Origin of the sequence: Cupriavidus sp. SHE (assembly GCF_000812445.1) — a bacterium.
Taxonomy (GTDB): domain Bacteria; phylum Pseudomonadota; class Gammaproteobacteria; order Burkholderiales; family Burkholderiaceae; genus Cupriavidus; species Cupriavidus metallidurans.
The window spans coordinates 40,165-59,809 of the sequence record NZ_JWMB01000006.1; the positions used below are offsets into that span (position 1 = coordinate 40,165).

21 protein-coding genes and 1 pseudogene are annotated in these 19,645 nt (G+C 63.5%); all 22 read right to left on the minus strand.

The window, feature by feature from the left end; translation table 11 throughout:
* Positions 1-64: 64 nt before the first annotated feature.
* The 22 genes and pseudogenes from RN01_RS02820 to RN01_RS02925 all read right to left on the minus strand — a co-directional run bounded on the left by RN01_RS02820 (position 65) and on the right by RN01_RS02925 (position 19,644).
* Entirely contained in the window at positions 65-2,344 is a 2,280-nt protein-coding gene (locus RN01_RS02820) for a helicase-related protein (RefSeq protein ID WP_039016619.1), read from the minus strand.
* Positions 2,345-2,447: 103 nt separating this feature from the next.
* Positions 2,448-2,759 (minus strand): hypothetical protein, encoded by a 312-nt coding sequence (locus tag RN01_RS02825; RefSeq protein WP_048935055.1) that lies wholly within the window; start codon positions 2,757-2,759, stop codon positions 2,448-2,450.
* A 102-nt stretch (positions 2,760-2,861) separates the two neighbouring features.
* On the minus strand, positions 2,862-3,995 hold the full coding sequence (locus tag RN01_RS02830) for a DUF6094 domain-containing protein (protein WP_255354594.1): 1,134 nt from the start codon (positions 3,993-3,995) through the stop codon (positions 2,862-2,864).
* A gap of 39 nt (positions 3,996-4,034) precedes the next feature.
* A complete protein-coding gene (locus RN01_RS02835) occupies positions 4,035-4,685 on the minus strand; it encodes a hypothetical protein (protein ID WP_039016621.1) in 651 nt (216 codons plus the stop codon).
* Positions 4,686-4,761: 76 nt separating this feature from the next.
* Positions 4,762-5,022: a hypothetical protein gene (locus tag RN01_RS02840; protein ID WP_011347578.1), complete on the minus strand. Its 261-nt coding sequence runs from the start codon at positions 5,020-5,022 to the stop codon at positions 4,762-4,764.
* Between the two features lie 16 nt (positions 5,023-5,038).
* Positions 5,039-5,446, minus strand: coding sequence for a hypothetical protein (locus RN01_RS02845; protein WP_039016622.1), 408 nt, complete (start codon positions 5,444-5,446; stop codon positions 5,039-5,041).
* 103 nt (positions 5,447-5,549) lie between these two features.
* Positions 5,550-5,891 (minus strand): hypothetical protein, encoded by a 342-nt coding sequence (locus RN01_RS02850; protein ID WP_039016623.1) that lies wholly within the window; start codon positions 5,889-5,891, stop codon positions 5,550-5,552.
* A 93-nt stretch (positions 5,892-5,984) separates the two neighbouring features.
* A complete protein-coding gene (locus RN01_RS02855) occupies positions 5,985-6,677 on the minus strand; it encodes a DUF3275 family protein (RefSeq protein ID WP_039016624.1) in 693 nt (230 codons plus the stop codon).
* 95 nt (positions 6,678-6,772) lie between these two features.
* Positions 6,773-7,600, minus strand: a complete 828-nt coding sequence (locus tag RN01_RS02860) for a DUF932 domain-containing protein (protein ID WP_039016625.1) — start codon at positions 7,598-7,600, stop codon at positions 6,773-6,775.
* Between the two features lie 150 nt (positions 7,601-7,750).
* Positions 7,751-8,668, minus strand: coding sequence for a DUF3577 domain-containing protein (locus RN01_RS02865; protein WP_039016626.1), 918 nt, complete (start codon positions 8,666-8,668; stop codon positions 7,751-7,753).
* Positions 8,669-9,010: 342 nt separating this feature from the next.
* Positions 9,011-9,289 carry a hypothetical protein gene (locus RN01_RS02870; protein WP_039016627.1) on the minus strand — a complete coding sequence of 93 codons (279 nt, stop codon included), beginning with the start codon at positions 9,287-9,289 and terminating at the stop codon, positions 9,011-9,013.
* Positions 9,290-9,379: 90 nt separating this feature from the next.
* Positions 9,380-10,117, minus strand: a complete 738-nt coding sequence (locus RN01_RS02875) for a hypothetical protein (RefSeq protein ID WP_039016628.1) — start codon at positions 10,115-10,117, stop codon at positions 9,380-9,382.
* A 210-nt stretch (positions 10,118-10,327) separates the two neighbouring features.
* A complete protein-coding gene (locus RN01_RS02880; RefSeq protein WP_039016629.1) occupies positions 10,328-10,720 on the minus strand; it encodes a hypothetical protein in 393 nt (130 codons plus the stop codon).
* A gap of 21 nt (positions 10,721-10,741) precedes the next feature.
* Positions 10,742-10,966 (minus strand): hypothetical protein, encoded by a 225-nt coding sequence (locus RN01_RS02885; RefSeq protein ID WP_039016630.1) that lies wholly within the window; start codon positions 10,964-10,966, stop codon positions 10,742-10,744.
* A gap of 331 nt (positions 10,967-11,297) precedes the next feature.
* Positions 11,298-11,528 (minus strand): annotated as a pseudogene (locus RN01_RS02890) (hypothetical protein); the annotation flags it as partial.
* Positions 11,529-12,078: 550 nt separating this feature from the next.
* On the minus strand, positions 12,079-14,091 hold the full coding sequence (locus RN01_RS02895; RefSeq protein WP_039016632.1) for a DNA topoisomerase III: 2,013 nt from the start codon (positions 14,089-14,091) through the stop codon (positions 12,079-12,081).
* A 146-nt stretch (positions 14,092-14,237) separates the two neighbouring features.
* Complete coding sequence (locus RN01_RS02900; RefSeq protein WP_039016633.1) at positions 14,238-15,017, minus strand: hypothetical protein; 780 nt, start codon at positions 15,015-15,017, stop codon at positions 14,238-14,240.
* Positions 15,018-15,197: 180 nt separating this feature from the next.
* Positions 15,198-15,650: a single-stranded DNA-binding protein gene (locus RN01_RS02905; RefSeq protein ID WP_039016634.1), complete on the minus strand. Its 453-nt coding sequence runs from the start codon at positions 15,648-15,650 to the stop codon at positions 15,198-15,200.
* Positions 15,651-15,719: 69 nt separating this feature from the next.
* Positions 15,720-16,247, minus strand: a complete 528-nt coding sequence (locus tag RN01_RS02910; protein WP_039016635.1) for a DUF3158 family protein — start codon at positions 16,245-16,247, stop codon at positions 15,720-15,722.
* On the minus strand, positions 16,244-17,050 hold the full coding sequence (locus tag RN01_RS02915) for a PFL_4669 family integrating conjugative element protein (RefSeq protein WP_039016636.1): 807 nt from the start codon (positions 17,048-17,050) through the stop codon (positions 16,244-16,246). The genes RN01_RS02910 and RN01_RS02915 overlap by 4 nt, the downstream gene beginning before the upstream one ends.
* Before the next feature lie 208 nt (positions 17,051-17,258).
* Positions 17,259-18,281, minus strand: coding sequence for a hypothetical protein (locus tag RN01_RS02920; protein ID WP_039016637.1), 1,023 nt, complete (start codon positions 18,279-18,281; stop codon positions 17,259-17,261).
* Between the two features lie 100 nt (positions 18,282-18,381).
* Positions 18,382-19,644, minus strand: coding sequence for an STY4528 family pathogenicity island replication protein (locus RN01_RS02925; RefSeq protein ID WP_039016638.1), 1,263 nt, complete (start codon positions 19,642-19,644; stop codon positions 18,382-18,384).
* Position 19,645 lies beyond the last annotated feature (1 nt).

The window sequence follows — 19,645 nt, forward strand, 5'->3', positions numbered from 1 at the left end:
GGCAAGGCGCTGACTTCGTCAAGGAGAAAAGCCGGCGCCTGATGGCGCCAGCTTGTGAGACGGATCACGCCGCCACGAGTTGCCTCGCGAGAGCGACCTCTACCGAGTCTCCATCCTGATTGAGGACGTCGAGCCCGGATTCGGGCACGTCTCCCGACGTGCTCTGGGACACCATGATCTTCTTGGCCATCAGCTCCAGGCAGGTCATCTGCGAGGAACCGGCGTAGCCGAGGTAGATCACGCGCACCGGCTGTTTCTGTCCGATGCGCCAGGAGCGGCGTGCCGCCTGCTGGAGCGAGTACACGTTGTAGCCCGACTGCATGAAAACGATCGTCGGGAAGTCCAACAGGTCCAGTCCCGTCTTGACCAGTTCGGGATTGGTGATGAGCACGTCGATGCCACGGTCCAGTTGCTCGGCGATCCAGTCCTCGCGTCGGCTGGCGTCCACGCTTGCGCGCAGCACCGCCACCCTAAAGCCTTCCTGCTCCAGCAGCACCTTCAAGCGCGACGTGGTGTCACGCGTGCCGGTATAGACCGTGTAGGCCAGGACCTTGCGGCCCTGCGCCTTCTCTTCCTTGCAGATGTCGATCAGCTCGCGCTCTTTCGGCGTCACCTCGAACTCGTTGAACTGAGCCGGGACGAACGCCAAGGTGTTGCGCGTGCGCGGATGCACCACGGTCTCCGACCGGAAGCAGCAGTCCGGCCAGGCCAGCAGTACGTTGAGCACCACACCCAGCAGCGTCGTATCGCGTCGCGCAAGAGCCTGTTTCAGCTCCGCGGTCAGCCGACCCGCCAGGTCGCGGTAGGCCGCGGCTTGTGCCGTGTCCATTGCGACTTCACGGAACTCCTCGTCATACGGCGGCAGGACGTTGCCGCCGATGTCCTTGAGCTTGAGGAAGATCGTGAACGGCAGGATGCACCGCAAGACCCCCTTCGGCCCGAAGCCCGGAGCCTTGACCGTGCGCACCGATACCTTGGTGCCCCTGGCCGTCTTGTGCGCCGTGCCGGTGTTTTCGGAGTAGATGTCCTTGAGGACCCCGTGGTCCCTCATGAACGCCATGGCCGCCGAGGTCATGCTGCCGCTCGTGGTCGGGCGGTAGCCGTCTTCGATCATCCGCCCAGGCAGGGCTCGGAACAGCAGGTAGAACAGGTCGTCCCCGTAGCCGCCCATCAGCGTGCCTGTCAGCAGCAAGGTCTTACGAGCCTTCGCCGCCAGCACGCCCATGGCTTGGCCCTGGGCACTGCCACCGTTCTTGTACTCGTGTGCCTCGTCCGCGATGCACAGGTCGAACGTGCCTTGCGGCAGGTAGCGCTTGATGAACTCGGACGGCTGGTAGCCGCCCTCGCCAAAGCCGAGCTCCATGTTGGCCATCGCACGCTCCATGCGCGTGGCCTGACGGTCGGAAAACACCAGTTCGCCGTTGCCGTCCATGAGGTTGATGAACTCATGGATGTTGTCGCCCAGCATCGACGCCAGGAACCCGTCGCCGAACTTCTGCATCAGCTTCTGCGCGGTGACTTCCCCGATCGTCGGGATGCGCTTCAAGGCTTTCAGCACGGCCGAGGACCGGTCGCTGCCGGACAGGCTGCGCGGGCGGATCAGTGTCCACAGGGGTGCGGCGCAATGGCTGCACTTCCTGCGGTATTCCTCGGCTTGGAGCGCGACCGGGTTGACCGGCTCGCCGTCGAGGTCGGTGATGACCGTACCGCAGTCCGGGCACGCCGCCACGTTGCCATGGCGGGTACGCCGCTGGGTGAAGACAGGCTTCCAGTGGAACCCCATCCGCATCCTGACCCGGCCCAAGACGAAGAACTCCTGGCCCGTGGGCTGGACATTCAATTGCTCGCGCAGCTTGATGAGCTTGACGAGCGTGTCCGGCCCGTTGAGCACCCACACCTTGGCGCCTGCCACTGTCTCCTGGATCTCGCGCCGCCACTTGTAAACAAGGTGCGGTGGCGAAAGAACCAGGGTGCGGCGGTAGCCTTCGGCGTTGAGAACGGCGGCCGTGGCGATGCCGACGGTCGTCTTGCCACAGCCCATTTCGCCATTGACAATCGCGGCGCGTTCGCCACGGTCGATCAGCAGTTCGGCGGCGGCGTGGACGACTTCGGCCTGGGCCGGGAACAGCTTGCGCTTGAGGCTGGCGACGACGAGTTGCCGGTGCGCCTGCGGCTGGCCGTTATAGACCGGCGGGTTGGCGCTGTTGAGGGCGTCGAGCAGTTCGTCGCCGAACTCGCCGACGAAATCCTGAAGGCTCAGGGTCAGAGGGGAAGATTCCGCATCGAGCAGTTCGCCCTGTACGGGTGCGGCTTCAACGGCAGTGGTTTCGAGATCGAGGGACATGGTGATGTTCCAATAAAAAATGGGGCATGCCCCCCCACAGCGGGGTGATGGCATGCCCCGTGGTGGGATGAAGAGACGGCAGGCGGCCGTCGGGTGGAGAGAATCAGTACTCGCTAGGCAGCAGCAGCGTGGTCACGCTGCGATCCGATTCGGTGATGATCCAAAGCTGCAGGCCGGGTGCGATCTGGTAGGAAGAGAACAGGCGGTCCTCGCCGGACTCCAGCGCGGCTTCGTTCTGCCGCTTGTCGTAGTCGTCGAGGTCGCCCCAGTCGCCATTGAGGTGGCGGTGCAGGTACGGCACCGGGTTGAGCCGGCCTTGCTGGACCAGGGCGTCAACGCCGCAGGTCACGACGGTCTCGCCTGGGAAGAAGCGCCGGCTCGATGTCTGGCCGATGGGAAGTGCTTGGGCTGCCATGGAAGGCTCCTTGAAGATGGAGGGGCCACGGCGCCCCATCGGGGCGACTGGACCCCGGTGGGTGGAGGAAGCCGACGGTGACCGTCAGCGGTAGAGAAGCGATCAGCGGATGGTCAACACCTCGCCCCGCGTGGGGGAGCCAGGCGTCATGTCCCACGCGCGGATGACGGGCACGAACTTGTCGGTGAGGATGCGGGTCTCGGCGATGGAGCCGTCTTCGCGTTCGGTGAATTCGCGTTGAAGCGTCTTGTCCTTGTGGGTGTCACCTTTGACGACGAGTACGCGCCCGGTCTTGGAGCGCACAACCCCCGAGATCGCGCCCGCGGCCAGGGCCAGCGCGAGATGCCAGTGGGACAAGGCATGCGCCGGTGGACGCAGCGACTGCTGCGCGGCCCCCAGGTGCGTGTCTTGCGACGGCCAGAGGCCTTGCAGCCGGCCGACTTCATCGGCGAACTGCTCAGGCTCAATCGTCACGCGGAAAAAATGCTCCGGCTCGGCCGGACTGGCGGGGACGATGTACGGCAGGAACGGCCATTCGCTCGGCAGCTCCTCGGCTTCGACTTCACCAAGCCCGACCTGCAGCAGCAGATTGCGCACGGCCTTGAGACCATCGGGTGCCAGCTCGCGCTGGCGCACCCTGCGGCCGAAGATCACCACCTGCTTGAACTGCGGTTCCACCGCTCGGTAGATCCGCAGGTCCGTGTAGTGGCGTGTCAGCCAGCCGACCAGCTCGGCGTCGAGCACGTAGCCAGGGACGATGAAGACCAGCACGCCGCCGTACTGCAACAGCGACAGGCTGCGCTGATAGAACAGCTTCTCGAAGCGTGCACGGCTCTGGCCCTGATAGCCGATGTTGCCGTTGACGTCCTTGGACAGATCGCCATACGGCGGGTTGAGCCAGAGCAGCCCGAACGACTGCTTGGAGATCATCGTGTCCATCAGGTCCGCGTGCAGGCAGTGATCGACCAGGCCGCGGGCATGGCGTGCCCGTTCCGCGTCGAACTCGACGGCGAACGCCCTGGCCTGCTCGCGCCCGAGGGCATGAGCGGCTTCAGCGATCGCCACGCCTTCACCGGCGCAGGGATCGAGGATGCACATCGGCCCATCGCTGGGCATCAGTGCGTTGAGGGCTCTTTCGAGCGTGGGTTCGTCGGTCGGGTAATACCCGTTCTTGGCGAAATTGCGGGCGAGCCGCGGGAACATGAGAGCCATGGAAGTCTCCTGGTTGGCGGGGATGAAGTGCGAAAGCACGCCTTGGCCTGCTTTCGAGGGTGGTCAGGCCGCTACCGCTTCCGGCGTCCAAATCTTGGCCGGATAGGGATAGGCGGTGAGTACGTCACTGCGGATCAGGGAGCCCAGCGCCAGGGTCAGCGCCGGCACGTCGATGGCGAGCCGATGGCCTTCCAGCGGCCCGAGGGCGAACGGAAGGCGGGCCAGCATCTCGCGGGTCTGTAGCAGTTCCAGCACGGTTTCGCGCCAGTGGTCGAGCAGCGGCAGTGGGCAGGTGTCCCGCACCAGCATCCACAGGCGGTCAAGCCGGTGGGCGCTGCCCTTGGGCAGCAATGCCAGTGCGCTGGCGTTTGCCTTGTCGGGCTTGATGCAGCGGCGGTCGAACAGCCACACGTTGGACAGCGAACCGAACAGCGTTCGCCGGTAGGCACGGGTCATGCGCTTTTCCAGGCGATCGACGTTGCTGACGAACACCGGGACGCTGCCGCCCTGGTCGGTGATGACGTGGAACTGGTCCAGGCCCTGTTCGTCGCGCCCGAGGGTCAGACGAGCGAGGAACTGCTGGACGGCAGTATCCCGCGCCCAGATCGACAGGAAGATCAGATTGCCCTGGTCATCGCCGACGCAAGCGTCGGCCATCACGTCGGAGCATTCGTCGATGCGATACAGCGTGGTGGAAGAGGTGTTTGCGGGCATGGTGGTGTCCTCGGATGAACGGGAACAGCACCGCCCGCTGGGGCAAGTACTGCCCCAGGGGGTGGAAGAAAGCCGCTCAGTCCGGCTCGAACTGCCGGGTGTGCGGGTTGAAGTGAAGCGCCTCATCTACCGAAGTGATTGGCGTGAAGCCCTCCAGGTAGATGTTGTTGAGGTACTGGTCGCGGTAGGTCAGTGCCTGCCGCGCCTGTTCCTCGGTGAGGCCGTTGCTGATGAAGTACTCCAGCATTTCCTCGTCGGAAGAAACTTCGTCGTTGGACAAACTCCCTTCAACGAGCTTCAGCAGCGAGGGCGGAAGCGCAGCCAGGATCGGGTCCATGTCGGTTCCTCCTGGCTCAGGCCATCAGCGCTGCGGTGGGTGCCGCAGGTGCCGTGGGTGTGCGCCGGCGCGCGTGGTAGGCGCGAACGCCTGCACGCCAGTCGGCGGACTGCTCTGGTGCGAGGTCCAGATAGGACAGCGGGCACGTGTAGTAGTACGGGTGCATGGACTCGTCCAGTGGCTTGTAGCCCCACTGGTTGCCGCTGCGTTCGAGCAGATCACAACGGATGTAGCGCAGGGATTGGCCTGGCTCCAGATGACGATGCACGCCTTCGACCTTGGCCGTCACTTCCGTGACGGACCACAGGACGTTGCCGCGCAGCGCGTGGACGATGACCTTGACGCTGGCGCGCTCGGTCTCTTGCGGTGCGATCAGTTCCGCGATCAGTTCAGACCGCGATTGGGGGGAGAAATACCAGCCCATGAGAGGCCTCCTGAAGAATGGAGCCGGAGGCCTCCCCGTGGGGGAGAACCCCCAGCGGGTGATGGAATGCCGCGCGTGCGGCGAAGGAACCTATGCTTTACCCTCAGTCCCAGTCGTCATCGTCGCGATCACAACCGGCCGGGCAGTAGCCGAACTCGATCCCATGCGAGCAGTAGCCATGCTCCGCATTCCAGTCTTGGGTTTCCTGCCGCTCGGCAGGCGTTGCGTAGTCCCATTCCCGGGCTGCGATCTCCAGCGCTTGAGTGCGCTGGTCCTGCGGCAATCGACCGGCTTGCGTGTCGATCTCCGAGCTGAAAAGCGTGACCCAGTGATCCCAGGACAGGCCGCAACCACGCTGGGCGTGCTCGGCGGCTGTCTTGCAGACAGCGCGCCAGGCGGGTTCGTCCAGCGTGCAATGAGGTACATCGCAAGCGATGGTGGACATGATGGAGACCTCCAGAAGAAAGCCGGAGCCTCCCCGCATGGGGAAGAAACCCCGGCGGGTGGATGAAGAACACCGCGGATGCGGCGTCTGCGATCACGCAGGTTGCAGTCCGGCCTGGCGGCTCCACTCCTGCGTCTTGAAGTCCAGCGCGTAGCCCAGTTCGCCCAGGCGGGCAATTTGCGTGCGCAGGGTGCGGCGGTCGATGGTCGAATCCAGTTTTACGGACTCTCCCAGCGGCCAGAGCAGACCGAACAGACCGGCGTCGCCGTCTTCGGTGCTGCCGGAGGCAGCAGCCGCAGCGGCCATCGGCGCATCCACGCCGAAGGGCGTGGTATCGACGAGAGGGTCCGCGGACGCCTGCTCGGGGGCAGGCTTGGCGGGTCTGGATGCTTTGGCGGGCTTGGCCGGCGTTGCCACAGGCTGCGCTCCTTGCTCTTCATCAAGTGGATCGACTTCCTGGGTGCCGAAGCTGCGTGCCTCGTCACGGCTCAGTTTGTCGATGCCGAGAAGCGTCATGCCGTCCAGGTTGGCGCGCATCTCGGAACGCATGCTGCCGTCGCTGATCGGATAGCTTTTGAGGAAGATGTAGCGAAGGACGAATTCCCCTTGGTACTTGCCCTCGGGGTACTGCTCCAATTCAGCGTCCTTGATCGTGAACTTGCCGAGTTGGCAGTCGAGCTTGCCGACGTTGAACTTGCCGTTGCGGCCATGGATGGTGCGCAGCGTGAGCTGGCCCGGGACGACGATGGGCGATACCGATTTCTCGGGAGCCGATGTGGTTGCCATGATGGTTCTCCTGATGATGAATGACGGGACGCCGACGGCACCCGGTGGATGAAAGGGAATGGGCCTCGCCCGAGATGGGCGAGGTCCGCTTGGCATCACGCCTTGAGCTGGCGCATGCCTTCGGCCAGGAGCCACAGCGCCCGGTTCAGGCGCAGGTTCTGGTCGATTCCTTGCACCGGACGGGTGCGTTGATGGCGGCCGCTGGCCGAGCGTCCGCTCAGCCCCCCTTTGACGAGGTTCTCCTGGACGCGGTTGAAGACGGCCCACAGGTCGCCCTTGCGGTCGTCCCAGCGTCGCGGGGCCAGCAGTTGGCTTTCCGTGACAGGCGTGGACTTGGCCGGGTCGTCGTACTTGAGTGCGAGGGCGGAATGCGCAAATATTTCCGCTTCGCCCTCATCGAGGGTGATGGTGCGCATCGCATCGCGCGAGTTCTGCACGCGCTCGAAGCCTTCGAGGACTTCGTAAGCACCTTCGATCACCTGGCTTGCCACGTCGCCCTTGTGGGGCACGCGGATGTCGGCGGTGGTGTCACCGCAGACCAGGCCGTTGTGGCAGACGAACCGGAACATGCCGGCCAGCATCTGGTAGCTGCTCGTGCCGTCGTGGCTGTTGAGCAAGATGATCTCGTTCGCCTCGTCGCCATTGATCTGGCTGGCATGGCGAAGTCGGATGAGATGCTTGGTGTATTCACGCCGGTCTTCGTTGCGCACGCGCGTCTGGCACACCATGAAGGGCTCGAACCCCTCCTGGCGCAGCTTGGTCAGCACGGTCGCGGTCGGTATGTAGGCATACCGATCGGACCGGCTCCCATGCGGGGCGTCGGCAAAGATCGATGGAGCAACAGCACGGATGCGGTCATCCGAGAGCGGGCGATCGGAACGCAGGATCGGGGACTGCGGGGCAAAACGGGATGCCAGAGACATGGTTGTTCTCCTTGGAGAAATGCGACAACCGCGCGGTCCTGAAACCACGCGGAACTCGGGGGATGAAGAGCGCTGACGCGCTGGGAGCCAAGGGGCGCAGCGGTTGCGGGGGATGAGAAGCGACAAGGCCCCGTGAGGGGCCATGCCGGTTCAGAACGAAGCAGCCAATGCCGGCTCCTGCTCCTCGACTTCACCTGCGGGCTCGCGCTCGGCGGGCAGGGCAGGCTGGTCGGCAGCGGTGTCGGCGGCAACCTCGGCTTCGGGCGCGGGTGCGCCCTCGGCTTGCGGTGCCTCGGCTTGCGCCTGGCTCGTCGGATAGACCTGGGTGCCGTCGATCTTGATGAGACCGATGTGGACCAGCGTCGATTCCAGGCTCGCTCCCGGTTCCCCGGCGCGCTCGCCCTTGGTGCGGATGTACGGATCGATCTTCATGTCGTTCAGACGGAAGGCGATCAGCACCTTGCGGTCCCCTTCGATGGCCTGCACGCACCGGCGAACCAGGTGCTCGGCTTCAGGGGTGGCGACGATGGTGTCGAAGTACCGATATTCCGGTTCACCGACAGGTCCGGCCAGCGCCGCGACGCAGCACGACAGGAACGGATCGCCATCCTTGGGGGAGACATCCTTCGGACGGCTGAGGTAGCCGATGCCGCGGGTGATCAGCTCGTGCTGCTTGATCGAAGCCAGTTCGGCCCGGTCAAGCGGCTCGGCCTTCAGCAGTCGCGCCTTCAGAGACGCGGCCGCCTGGCCCTTGTGCTCACCTTTGTCGCGGATGTACGCATCGCCCCAGAGGTCGCCGAGGCGGAAGCGTACCAGCGGCCGCTGCTTGGGATCGTCAACGCCGATGTAGCGCTCGACCAGTTTCTTGGCCTCGGCACCCGAGACCTTGACGTCGAAGTAGCGGTAGCTGGGGCCCTTGGCGGAACCGACCAGTGCGGCGATGGTGCATGCCAGGAAGGGCTGCGCACGGCGGCCGCCCCGGACGGGAACCTCTCGGGCACGCTGGATGTAGCCGATGCCCGAGGTGTGGAGGTCGAAATACGATTTCTCGTTGGACGTGGTGCTCATGGTGAATCTCCATTGGGATGAAGCGGAGACACACCGGCCCCACGCATGCGGGGAAAGGTGCGTAACCCCGCGGTGGGTTGATGAGGCGAAAGCATCCGCCACCAGGACTGGTGGCCGCTCGCGGATGGATGCGGTGCGAGCTGGCTCGGTCACGCAGTGGGAACTGCGCGGCAACCTCGAAGACCGATGGTTGCCTGGCATGTCGCTGACAACGTCAGCAGGCATGGGGGGCAGCATGGCCGGGCCTCGCGCGCGAGACAGCAAACAATGCGCATTCGGTCGCTCCCGTCTTTCCAGCACGCTGTGGAAAGAAAAAGCCCCTCGGATGAGGGGCTGTTGGGGTCAGGCGTCGTACACGAAGCAATGCGTGCGTTGCCGTGGAAAGAAGACATGCTTCCAAGAGTCGCCGCTGATGGTTCCGCCATCGAATACCACCATTTCGTAGCGGTCGATGTCGGTCTCAACCAGCTCCTGCATGGCGATGTGGCGCATGTTCAGCGTTCCCTTGTCGCGCTCGAATACCAGGGTCTGGCCGATGGCATCCTCCTGGCACATGGCGCTGACGCAGGCTCCCAGTTGGTGCTCGAAGTCGGTGGCGGGCGAGATGAGGTCGGGGAACATGAGATTGCTCCTATGAAAACGGACCAGCCCGGCTCCAGGGGGAGACGGGCTGGCACGGGGGAAAAGGAAGGCTGGCGCTTCGTGGGACAGCTAGGACTCTGCCAACGGCAGGCCCAGCAGCGCAGGTGCGTCGGCGTCGAGGATCAGGATGCGCACGTCGGCCTGGCCGGCCAGTTCAAGGATGTTCGCCAGGTCGTCCGGCATGCCCTTGTTTCGGTGCTCCTGCCGAAGCTGCTCGGCGGTGATGCCCTCGGCGTACTCCAGGTTCTGGTCCGTCCAGGGCGTGGAAATCAGCTTGACGCCGATCGCCGGGCTGTATGGCACCCGGAAGGCGATGAACAGCATGGCCTCCGGCGTGGCGAGGTCCGCCAGGTCGGCGAGGTAGTGCCAGGTATCGACCGTGATGTGCTCACGGCTGATTTCCCAGCACCGGCTGTAATAGCCTGTCTCGAAATTCAGGCGCTGCACGAATTCCCGCGCGGCCTCGGCCGAATAGGTGTCACCAATGTGGACCGGGCGACCGTCAAAGTCATCGCCATGGATGGCATAGACCACGGCACCGATCACGCCTTCGCCGCTGACGTCTCCGCCGGCGCCGCATTCGGCCAGAACCTCGGCACCCACGGGTTCGGGGCCATTGCTGACCACCGCGAAATCGTTGGTGACGATGCAGGACGAAGAGACCAGCTTCTCGTCGGAGAGGTGATCTTGGCTCGCGTGGATGGTTCGCCAGACATGCGGGCTTCCATCGTCGTAGCTGATGCACAGCGTGCGGACGATTTTCAGATTCCAGTAGCCACGGAGAAAGGGATTGGGTTTCTGGGACATGGGAACTCTCCAGATTGAATAATGGAGCCAATTCCCGCCACCGGGAATTGGACCCGGTGGGTTGAAAATGGAAAATGTGTCAGGCAACGCTGACCTTGGCGGTGCCAGCACTGCGCTGGACGACGGGAAATGAATCGAGGGACATGGCCTCGTGGGCGCATGTCCCTCGTGGGGCGTGAACGGAAACGCGGTGATGTGGCGGAGACCGGCTCACCAGCCGTTGTAGTTCACCAGCAGGTCGGCGAGGACCTTGCGGCGTTGCAGATCGAGACCATCGAAGTCCGACAGTCCGTTGAAGTGGCAGCGCTTGAGCATGGCACCGCCCTCGCGCGCGTTGTAGAAGCTGACCATGGCGGACAGGAACATGCGTTCGCCGCTGCTCAGGACGCCGAGGGCGTCGTTGAGCTGCAGCATGTTGGGACGCAGATCCCACTTGCTCTTGGCCTGGTTCAGACCTTCACGGGTGCCGTCGCCGAACCACTCGGGGCCAGCGATCTCGACACCGCGCTTCCAGGCCTCGAAGAAGGCTTGGGGCGCGGCAGCGAAATGCTGCTCTTCCCGCATGATCTGATCGACGACTTCCCGCGGCAGTAGCTGGTTCATGACGTGATTCCTCCAGTTGGATCAGGGAATGGCGAGCTGGGACCAGCCGCCTCTTTCGAGGGCACGTTGAGCCGCGGTGTAGCTGCGGAAGTACTCGCGGGATTCCCGCGAAACGGGGCCTTCGGTATCGCGCGTGCCGATGTAGTGACCGGCGGCGCTTTGCAGGACTTCGAGCGGCAGGAACTTGCCGCAGTAGGTCGAGGCCAATTGCCCGAAGGTTTGGCCGAAAGAGGCTTGCTGGGACATGGACTGGCTCCTTGGAAAAGCGGGGCCTCGTCCCTTACGGGATGGCAGCTCCCGCACGCGGTTGATAAACAGCATCGACGTCACGGGGACGCGCGTCCGCAGACTTGATGCGATGCGGACTGGTGGGCAACGCGGGATAGACCCGCAGCAGCCTGAAACCCTGGCTGCTGGCATGTGCTGACCGGAATCAGCGAACATGCGGGCAGCTTCGTGCGCGGGCCGTGCCGCGTCAGTTGGAAAACGGCATCCGGCCCAGCCCCGATTGATGGGCGCCGGAAAGCAAAACCCCGCATCGAGTGCGGGGCTGTCAAGGTGGCGCGTCGGAGCCGGATCAGTCGGGCCTATTGCCCAGTACATGCCGCTTCCATACGGCGAATGCCTCATCGTGTGCCAGCTCGGCGAGGATGACGATGGGCTGGGGTTGCCTGGCGCGTAGAGAAGCGAAGTACGCTTCGCGGTCGGCGATGGCCTTGAGCCTGATGCCATCAATGAACAGCAGTTTGCCGTTCTTGATGAACAGCACCTTGTTGTCAATGTCGCGCTCGAACGCGGCTCGTACTTGCTCCGGTTGTTGCATTTGTTGGCTTCCTGCTGGTGCGGCCCGCCATCGGGCCGAAACATTGATCGGCGGGAGAAACGTGCCGAAGGCCTTGCGGCCTCCGGCTCGGGAGGACGGAACCACCCGTGGGCTGATTGGCAGGCCCGGTCGTCGCTAGAACCGTCTGCTCATCAAGCATTCACACCCGGCGCATGTCGTGGTTGGCGCCGGCATCTTCTGGCGCACATCCGCGCACAAAAGGAGCCCAGTTTTTCGCCGTTGGGCACGGCATCGAATACCGCTGACCACGAAGGGTCTCCGGATGGCTCGCGCAGCATGGAAAGCCATCGGGGGACCCTTCGCAGAGGCGGAAAAAGTTCAGATCAGCAGAACGCGCCGGGAAACCCCGGACGTGGTTCGCGGAGAAGCTACCTTCAGGTCCCGCGGCCGGGGACGGCCGGGCGGGACGCGCACACGGACAAGAGAAGGCGTTGCGCGCTGGGCGTCCCGCAGGGCGTGCGGGACATGGGCCACGCCGCCGATGGCGGGCACGGCTCTCGGGGAACGGGGTCGGTCAAGAGCCTCTGCGGCCGCTACTGCGCGGGCGCGAGGCACCGCGCTTGGCCGCGCCGGTTTCGAGCGGCAGCGTGCCTTTGCAGTCGGGGTAGCGACTGCACGACCAGAAGGGGCCGGTCTTGCCGGTGCGCTGGCGCGTCGGTGCGCCGCACTGCGGGCATGCCGGCCCTTGGGGAACCTTGATGGACAGCGAGGTGCTGCCGTACTGCGCGATCAACTGCGAAATCCATGTGGCCTGCTTGCCGATAAACACATCCAGCGTGAGCTGCCCGGCCTCGATCATGTCGAGCGCCTGCTCCCACACGGCCGTCGTGCCGGGATCCGCAATGGCCGCAGGCACCGCGTCGATCAGCGTAAACGCCGCATCCGATGCGCGAATGGAGCGTCCTTTCTTCACGAGATAGCCCCGCGTCAACAGGCCGGTGATGATGTTGGCGCGCGTGGCTTCGGTGCCGATGCCCGTCGTGTCCTTCAGCTTCTGTTTCAGCCGCGGGTCGCTGACAAAGCGCGCAACGCCCTTCATCGACTTGACCAGTTCGCCTTGGGTGTAGGGCTTGGGCGGCATCGTCTTGAGTGCTTTGATCTCGGCTTCGGCCACCTGGCATGTCATGCCTTCGCGCAGCGGGGGGAGTACTTGGCTGCGCGCCGCGGCTTCCCCGTCCTCGTCCACCTGCGGCTCGGCCAGCACCAGGCGCCAACCCTGGGCGACCACCTGCTTTCCGGTGGCCGCCAGCTTCTGCTGGCCGCAGGACAGTTCGGCGACCGTGCGGTCGAACTCGTGGTGAGGGAGGAACTGCGCCAGGTAGTGCGCCCGGATGAGCCGGTACACGGCCAGCTCCTTCTCGCTCATCGCAGAGAGGTTCGCGGGTTCGAGCGTCGGGATGATGCCGTGGTGGGCTGTCACTTTGCCGTCGTTCCAGGCGCGCGAGTGCTGGGAGCGGTCGAGTTGGCCCATGATCGGGCGCAGCGAGGGGTCGGTCTTGAGCAGGCTGTCAAGGACAGTCGGCACTTCCGCGAACATGCTTTCGGGCAGGTAGCCGCAATCCGAACGCGGGTACGTCGTGGCCTTGTGGGTCTCGTACAAGGCCTGCGCGATCTCCAGGGTCTCCTGCACGTCCAGCCCGAGCTGTTTGGAACAAACCTCCTGAAGCGTTCCCAGGTCGAACAGCAGCGGCGGCCCTTCGCGCACGCGCTCGGTCTCGACCGATACCACCTGGGCGCTGCCCGCAGCGCGGATCTGCTGCGCGGCATGCTGGGCGACCGGCTGCTGCAGGCAGCGGCCGGCGTCGTCGGTGCAGCCATCGGGCGGAACCCACTGCGCGCTAAAAGCCTGTCCACCTGCGGACAGGGACACGTCGATGGCCCAGAACGGCAACGACTTGAAGGCCGCGATCTCGCGATCGCGGTCCACGACGAGTTTGAGCGTCGGCGTCTGGACGCGCCCGACCGACAGCACGCCGTCGTAGCCGGCCTGCCGGCCCAGCACGGTGAACAACCGGCTGAGGTTCATGCCCACCAGCCAATCGGCGCGCGAGCGCGCCAGTGCCGAGTAGTACATCGGCAGCGTGTCGGATGAGGGCCGCAGCTTGCCGAGCGCGGTGCGGATCGACGCATCGTTGAGCGCCGACAGCCACAGGCGTTCGATGGGGCCGCGGTAGCCGCAGAGTTCGATGATTTCGCGGGCGATCAGTTCGCCTTCGCGGTCCGCATCGGTGGCGATGACCAGATGGGTCGCCTTCGCCAGAAGCGCCTTGACGACCTTGAATTGCGTGGAGGTCTTCGGTTTGACATCGACCCGCCACTGCTGGGGAATGATGGGCAACTGCTCAAGCGACCAGCGTTTGAGCGCCGCGTCATAGACCTCGGGAGCTGCTGCTTCTACGAGATGGCCGATGCACCAGGTAACAGTGACGCCGGAGCCGCTGAGACAGCCTTCATCGCGCTGCGTCGCGCCGAGGATTCGACCAATGTCTTTGCCCTGGGAGGGCTTCTCGCACAGAAATAGCCGCATGCTGTCCCATCCGAATGAAATTCATCATGGACAGCATGTCGGGCAGCGCTGGGCACGGCAGCAAAGAATATGAATGTGAGCCGACCTTTTTGAACCGGTGTTGGGACCTGGACGCTAAGATCGGCTTGAGAAACTCTAGCGAAGGGTCAGTTGCCACTGCGAGCAAGCCGGTTGTGCAAAAGGAACCAGCACATGTTCAAGGCGAAGGAGCGTCCCAGCCGAGCCATTTGCTCTTGCGGAATGCCGATGGGGCGGTGAGCGCCAGGGCTGAGGAATCCAAAGACCCCGGCCAAGCCTTTCTCCTCTTCGACCGTGATTTCGCCACACTGGCGTAGAAATGCAATCACCGAGCCCCAGCTTGTCGGGTTGTATGTGGCGACACCTGGATGCTGCTGTGCCACGCCAGCGGCGACATCCACAGCCAGGGTTTCGAGAGCGACCCGCGCATTCGTTAAAGCTGCGTTGTAGTCCGGAGGACTGGCACGGAAAGCTTCAGCCGAATCATTGATCTTGTCGATGATGGCCTCATACTGCGGCGGAGCCGATTGACGGAGGGCTCGCACGAGATCATCCTCCATGGGGGCCGCATCGGCGATGGATGGATCGGCTTGCAGCAGTTTCTTGTCGTGGACCATATACCCATCCAGCAACAGGCACTGCGAGAGGTCATGCAAGCGCTCATCGAATACGTGCTTAGGCGAAACATTCTTGCGAAGACTTCCGATCGTTGCAACGATCTCCTGTAGTACGAGCAATAAAGTCCTGTCGTCCTGGTCGCCGATGGTGTGGTTCAGACTCATCTGCAAGTTGGCATGCGACAAGGACAGATGCTGGACGCCGTACTTGGCCAACAGCGTGATTGATACGGCGACTTCCTGTTGCGCCAGAAACTGAGCAAGGGAATACCGGGTCCTGATACTGATCATTTGAGCTACTCAAGGAAGAACCAGCCTTCAGTATGCCGTCAAGGTCGGCAGTTTGATCGGAACGAGCTTCGTCGTGTAGCCGCCGATCGACTGGGCTTCCGTGGACGTTGATAGAGCTATCCCCTGGGGAAATCTTGCGTAAGCAGGAGGGAAGCTAAGAGCTTCGCCCCCCATGTTGGGTCACTTCCTCCGCTTCGCCTCCTTCGGCGCAGCCGGCTCCTGGGCGGCCTGGGGCTTCGACTCCTCCTCCTGCACAGCCTCCTTCGACCTGGGGCTGAGGGTCACGGACTCGATGCGGAACGGCAGAATGCCGACGCTGCGCGCGTTGACCTGCCAGGTCTCGCGCGGCTGATCCTCGTTGTCCGTCCAGGGCTCGCGCTCCATGCGGCCGATGACCAGTACGCGCATGCCCTTCTGGTAGAGGTCCTTCCAGTGCGCGGCGTCGCGGTGCCAGATTTCCACCGGCGCCCAGAAGCCGCCGCGATCCTCGAAGGTGCCATCCTTCTTGGGAATGGGGTTGTCGAAATAGACGTTCAGGCGAAGCAGGCGGCTGGGTTCTTCGTTGCCGTTGGGGAACTCCCGGTACTCGGGGGGTGAACCGATGTTGCCTTCGCCGATGAAGTGTGTGCTCATAGTGCAATCTCCGTGGTGGTTGAAATACCCGCGCCTGGTCGGCGCCGGGCGCGGGGGTACCCGACGCGATCACCGATCGCGCATTGCGGTTGGGATGGACTTGAGCCTGCGTAGGTAGACCTCTTCCGCCTCCGCAGCCTTGCTGGCGCATTCCTGTGCCTGCCTGCCCAAGGTGTGCAACAGGCTGATCTGCATGTTCAGCGTGATGCGCTGCAGCTCGATCGCGTGCAGGTCGGCCAGCAGGTTGACCGGCATGCTGGTGCTCGCCATCAGCTCCTGCCACAGCGCCACGCCCATGGCCGAGCGGTCGTGTCTGCGCCAGCGAAGAAAGGCGGTGCCTGCGCCAGTGGTCTGCTGGGCCAGCTCGATGGGCAACAGGTGGAAGGGGTGCCCGTTCGCCTGGGACAACACCTGCCGCTGCGACAAGGCGATGAATTCGTCGCGCATGGCGAAGCACTGGCTGGCCCAATCCTCCAGAGGCCCCTTACCTTTAAAAGGCTTTAAAAGGCCTTTTAGAGAGGCCGCGTGTTCCAGCCGCATGAAGGCTGCCTGTTCCAGAGCGCGGAAGTAGCGGGTGTCCTGATTCAGATCGCTCATGCCTGCGCGTCCTCGTCTCCGGCGCCTTCAGGTGCTTCGGACTCCGGTGTCCCGGCAACGATGTTCTCGTCGCTGGGGATGCTGGAAGGAGCCGCTGTGGCAGGATCATCGCCACGCTGCTGCAGGCCACGGCGCATGATGGGCGGCGCGAACTTCGAGCGGCGCGTGCCTTCCACGACTTGCTGTGGCAGTTCGCCGAACTTCTCCAGCGCCGCCCGCGCAGCAGCGTTCTTCGAGGCGAAGTCGTCGCGAGTGCAGCCCGAGTATCGGTACTGCTGGGCCAGTGAGAACAGGCTGCGAAGTGCGTGCGCGCCCTCGTTGAGCCAGCGCTCCAGTGTGCTGCGGTCGATGAGGGCGGTGTGGTGCGCGAGGATCAGCTTGCGGGCGATGTCGTCGTAGTCGGCCAGCAAATACACGGCGGCAAAGCCGAGTTGGGCATTGACGAACAGCGGCAGCTTGACGGGCTGCACGTTCAGGTTCTCGCCCAAGCTGAGAGCGGCGGGCACACCGGCCAGTGCCTGGTCCACCTGCTCGCGCAGCGATTGCAGTGTGGTCCTGGTCTGGTCGAGCTTGTCTTCGATGCGCAGCATCCACCAGTCCGAATACGGGTCGTCCTGCTCCGAGCCGCGCTTCATCTTGTTCATCACAGAGATGTAGCCGTTCAGGCCGACGATGCCCGGTCGCCCTTCGGCGGCGGCACGTCCGTGCCAGATGCGGGAAGCGTGGTGGGTATGCAGCGTCAGCGACATCGCGCTGCGCAAGGAGCCGAGATTCAGTTGCAGGGGGTCGTTGGTAGTTGCCATGGTGTCCGCTCGCTGTGGGAAAAGAGCCGTCAGGATCGGCACGCAGCGGAAGGCAGTCAGTCAACAAACCGAAATCAACCAGTCCCCGGTTGTCGTAGCGATGAGCAGTTCGCGAAGCGCCAGGGGATTCGGCTCACTTACATGCAGTTGCATGTCTATCCCCTGGGGATAGCTCCACTGAGCGCTATGAAGGCCTACAAGGCTTGCGTCAAGCGCGGAACCGCACAGAACGAGCCGTGATCTTTTCGCCGTCGGAGCTGAGCTGTATGACCCAGTTGTTCGACGAGTTGATGAAAACGTCGTGAAGCATCTCGCCGAATTTTTCCTTCGAGTAGGACATGTCCGAACCGATATCGGCCAAAGCCCCGGCCAGGTAGTCCGGCAAGCGGATCAACGGATCAAACCTGTGCTTTCCCGTTGGATTCGGAAGCTCGAACATGGTTTTGGGCAAATCGAGTATCAGGAGTCCCTCGGCCGTGTGCTCCAGGTCGGGCAGGCTCGACGACATGAGCATGAAGTAGAGGTAAGCCAGGTCGTAGACCACGGTCTCGTTGTGCTCTATCAATTTATCCCTGTCGGAGATCCAGCGAAGGTAGCCAGCACCCGTGGCCTGCGTCACGAGATAGAACATCGTTGCCGCGAATCCAGATGCCAGATGAATCTGTCGAGACAGCTTGGCATTCACCTGCTTGCGGGCCAGATCCTTCTCAAAGGTTCGGAGCCGCTGCAGGACTTCATCGAAGTAAGCCGGGTCCAAGGATGCGCTGGGAGGCGAGTTTCTCCGGAAGGTCTCGATCAACTCGCAGGCGTCCGGAATAAAGCTGGCCATGTGCTCTACCTTTAGGTAGTCGCGCAAAAGAGCTGCATCTCGGTCAATGACGAAGGACACGCTGAACGTGATCGGCTTCGGGCAGGTCAGATACTGCTTCAGTCCTAGTGGAATCTGCCTGACATTCTTGATGTCATTGGGGGCTGCAGCCGAGAGGTATGCAGAGATGTTGTCCGTAGTGTCGTGATTGGCGATGACCACGAAGGAGAAGACGTCGTTCTTCTTGCCTTCATCTCCGATGCAATAGTCCGAAACGATGGTCCACGGCATCCCGGCGGGATAGCCAGAGAACCACTGCTTCATCAGTTGCTGGATCGTCTTGGACGCCTTGATGAATACCGGCAGCAAATCCACCACGATTTTTCCTCCCCTCTTGATGCTCGCAATACGGATTTGCGACATAGCTATGGGCTGCGTTTCACAGCTTTCAGCCTATTGAAATAGCATTGTTGCAGACGTTGCTGGCCTTCCTTGGCGCTATCCCCTGGGGATAATCTCTGTTCTATGGCTTGCGAAACAACTCGCGCAGTCTGGCAATGTGCTGGCGGGCAACCTCGGGCGGCACTGGTTTACCCGGTGGTGGCGTGGGTGGGGCCGGCGGCCTTGATGGCCCCGCACTGGTTGCGGGCTTCAGCGCCGACGCAGGGTCGGACTTGGCCCATGCATTGAATTCGCCACGAATGGCCCGCTGGATGATGCCGAACAGGTATCCCGCTGGATTGCGAATGCCGTGGTTGGCGCACCGTGCGGCCCATTCGTCCAACACGGCCTGCCTCAGCGAAGCATCGACCTGCTGCAACGCCACCTTGGCACCTGTCTGTTGCTCTGACTTCAGATCCGTGAACCGCTTGGGCCATTGCAGATCGCCCAGCGCGCGCGCCTGCGCGGTAGTACGTACTTCATTCATACGACTACTACGTACTGTACGGGCCTGTTTCGGATTCCGAAGAGAGCCGTCTGGCGCGGGTTTCGACCCTGCTTCGGAATCCGAAGTGGGGTCATCACGATTCCGAAGAAAGCTTGAATCACCATCTTCGGAATCGTGAGTGGCACCCTCCTGTGAATAACTTTCGGGCGCCCCGATGCCCCGGCTGGCAAGGCGTTCGGCCAGGACTTGCAGCCTGGACGGCAGGGTGCGCCCGGCCAGCAAGGGGTCTTCACCAATTTCCCGGAGGGTGTGCAAGCCCACGACCTGCACGGCCTTGGCGGAATGGCCCAGCGCCTGGCTGACGAGCTGCAGGTAGTCCGGGTCGAGCTGCATCGCTTCAAAGGGCGTCAGCGGCTCGTCGTGCAAGACATAGAGGTTGCCGAGGATGCGGCCGGTCTTGGCGTCGCGGCGGCGCCGTACCAGGCTCAGCCAGCGGGTCAGGCGCAGTAGCGTCAGCGCCCGGGCCACGGTTTCATGCGAGGCTTGGCCGGCGCAGGGCATCGAGGCTAGCCAGGGCCGTAACTGCTCATAGGTCGGGAATGCCGTCACGCCGTCGTCGTTGAGCATTAGCCGGAACACCTGCCAGGCGTTGCGCTCCAGCGGCGTCAGCCGGCGATCGAGGAACAGTCGCCGCGGCACGGTCTCATGCCGGTTGCCACTGAAGAGGAACGCATCGCCGGACGCTGCTGGCGTTGCAGGTGACGGCGCAGGTATAGGCATGCGCGTGGGGGTGGGCGTGGGCGGGCTGGGCCTGGGCGCAAGGTCTTTCAGCGCCGCGTCGAACAGGTCCGCGAGTGCGACGGGGCCACGGCGTGGTGCGGTGTCGTCCATGGCCATG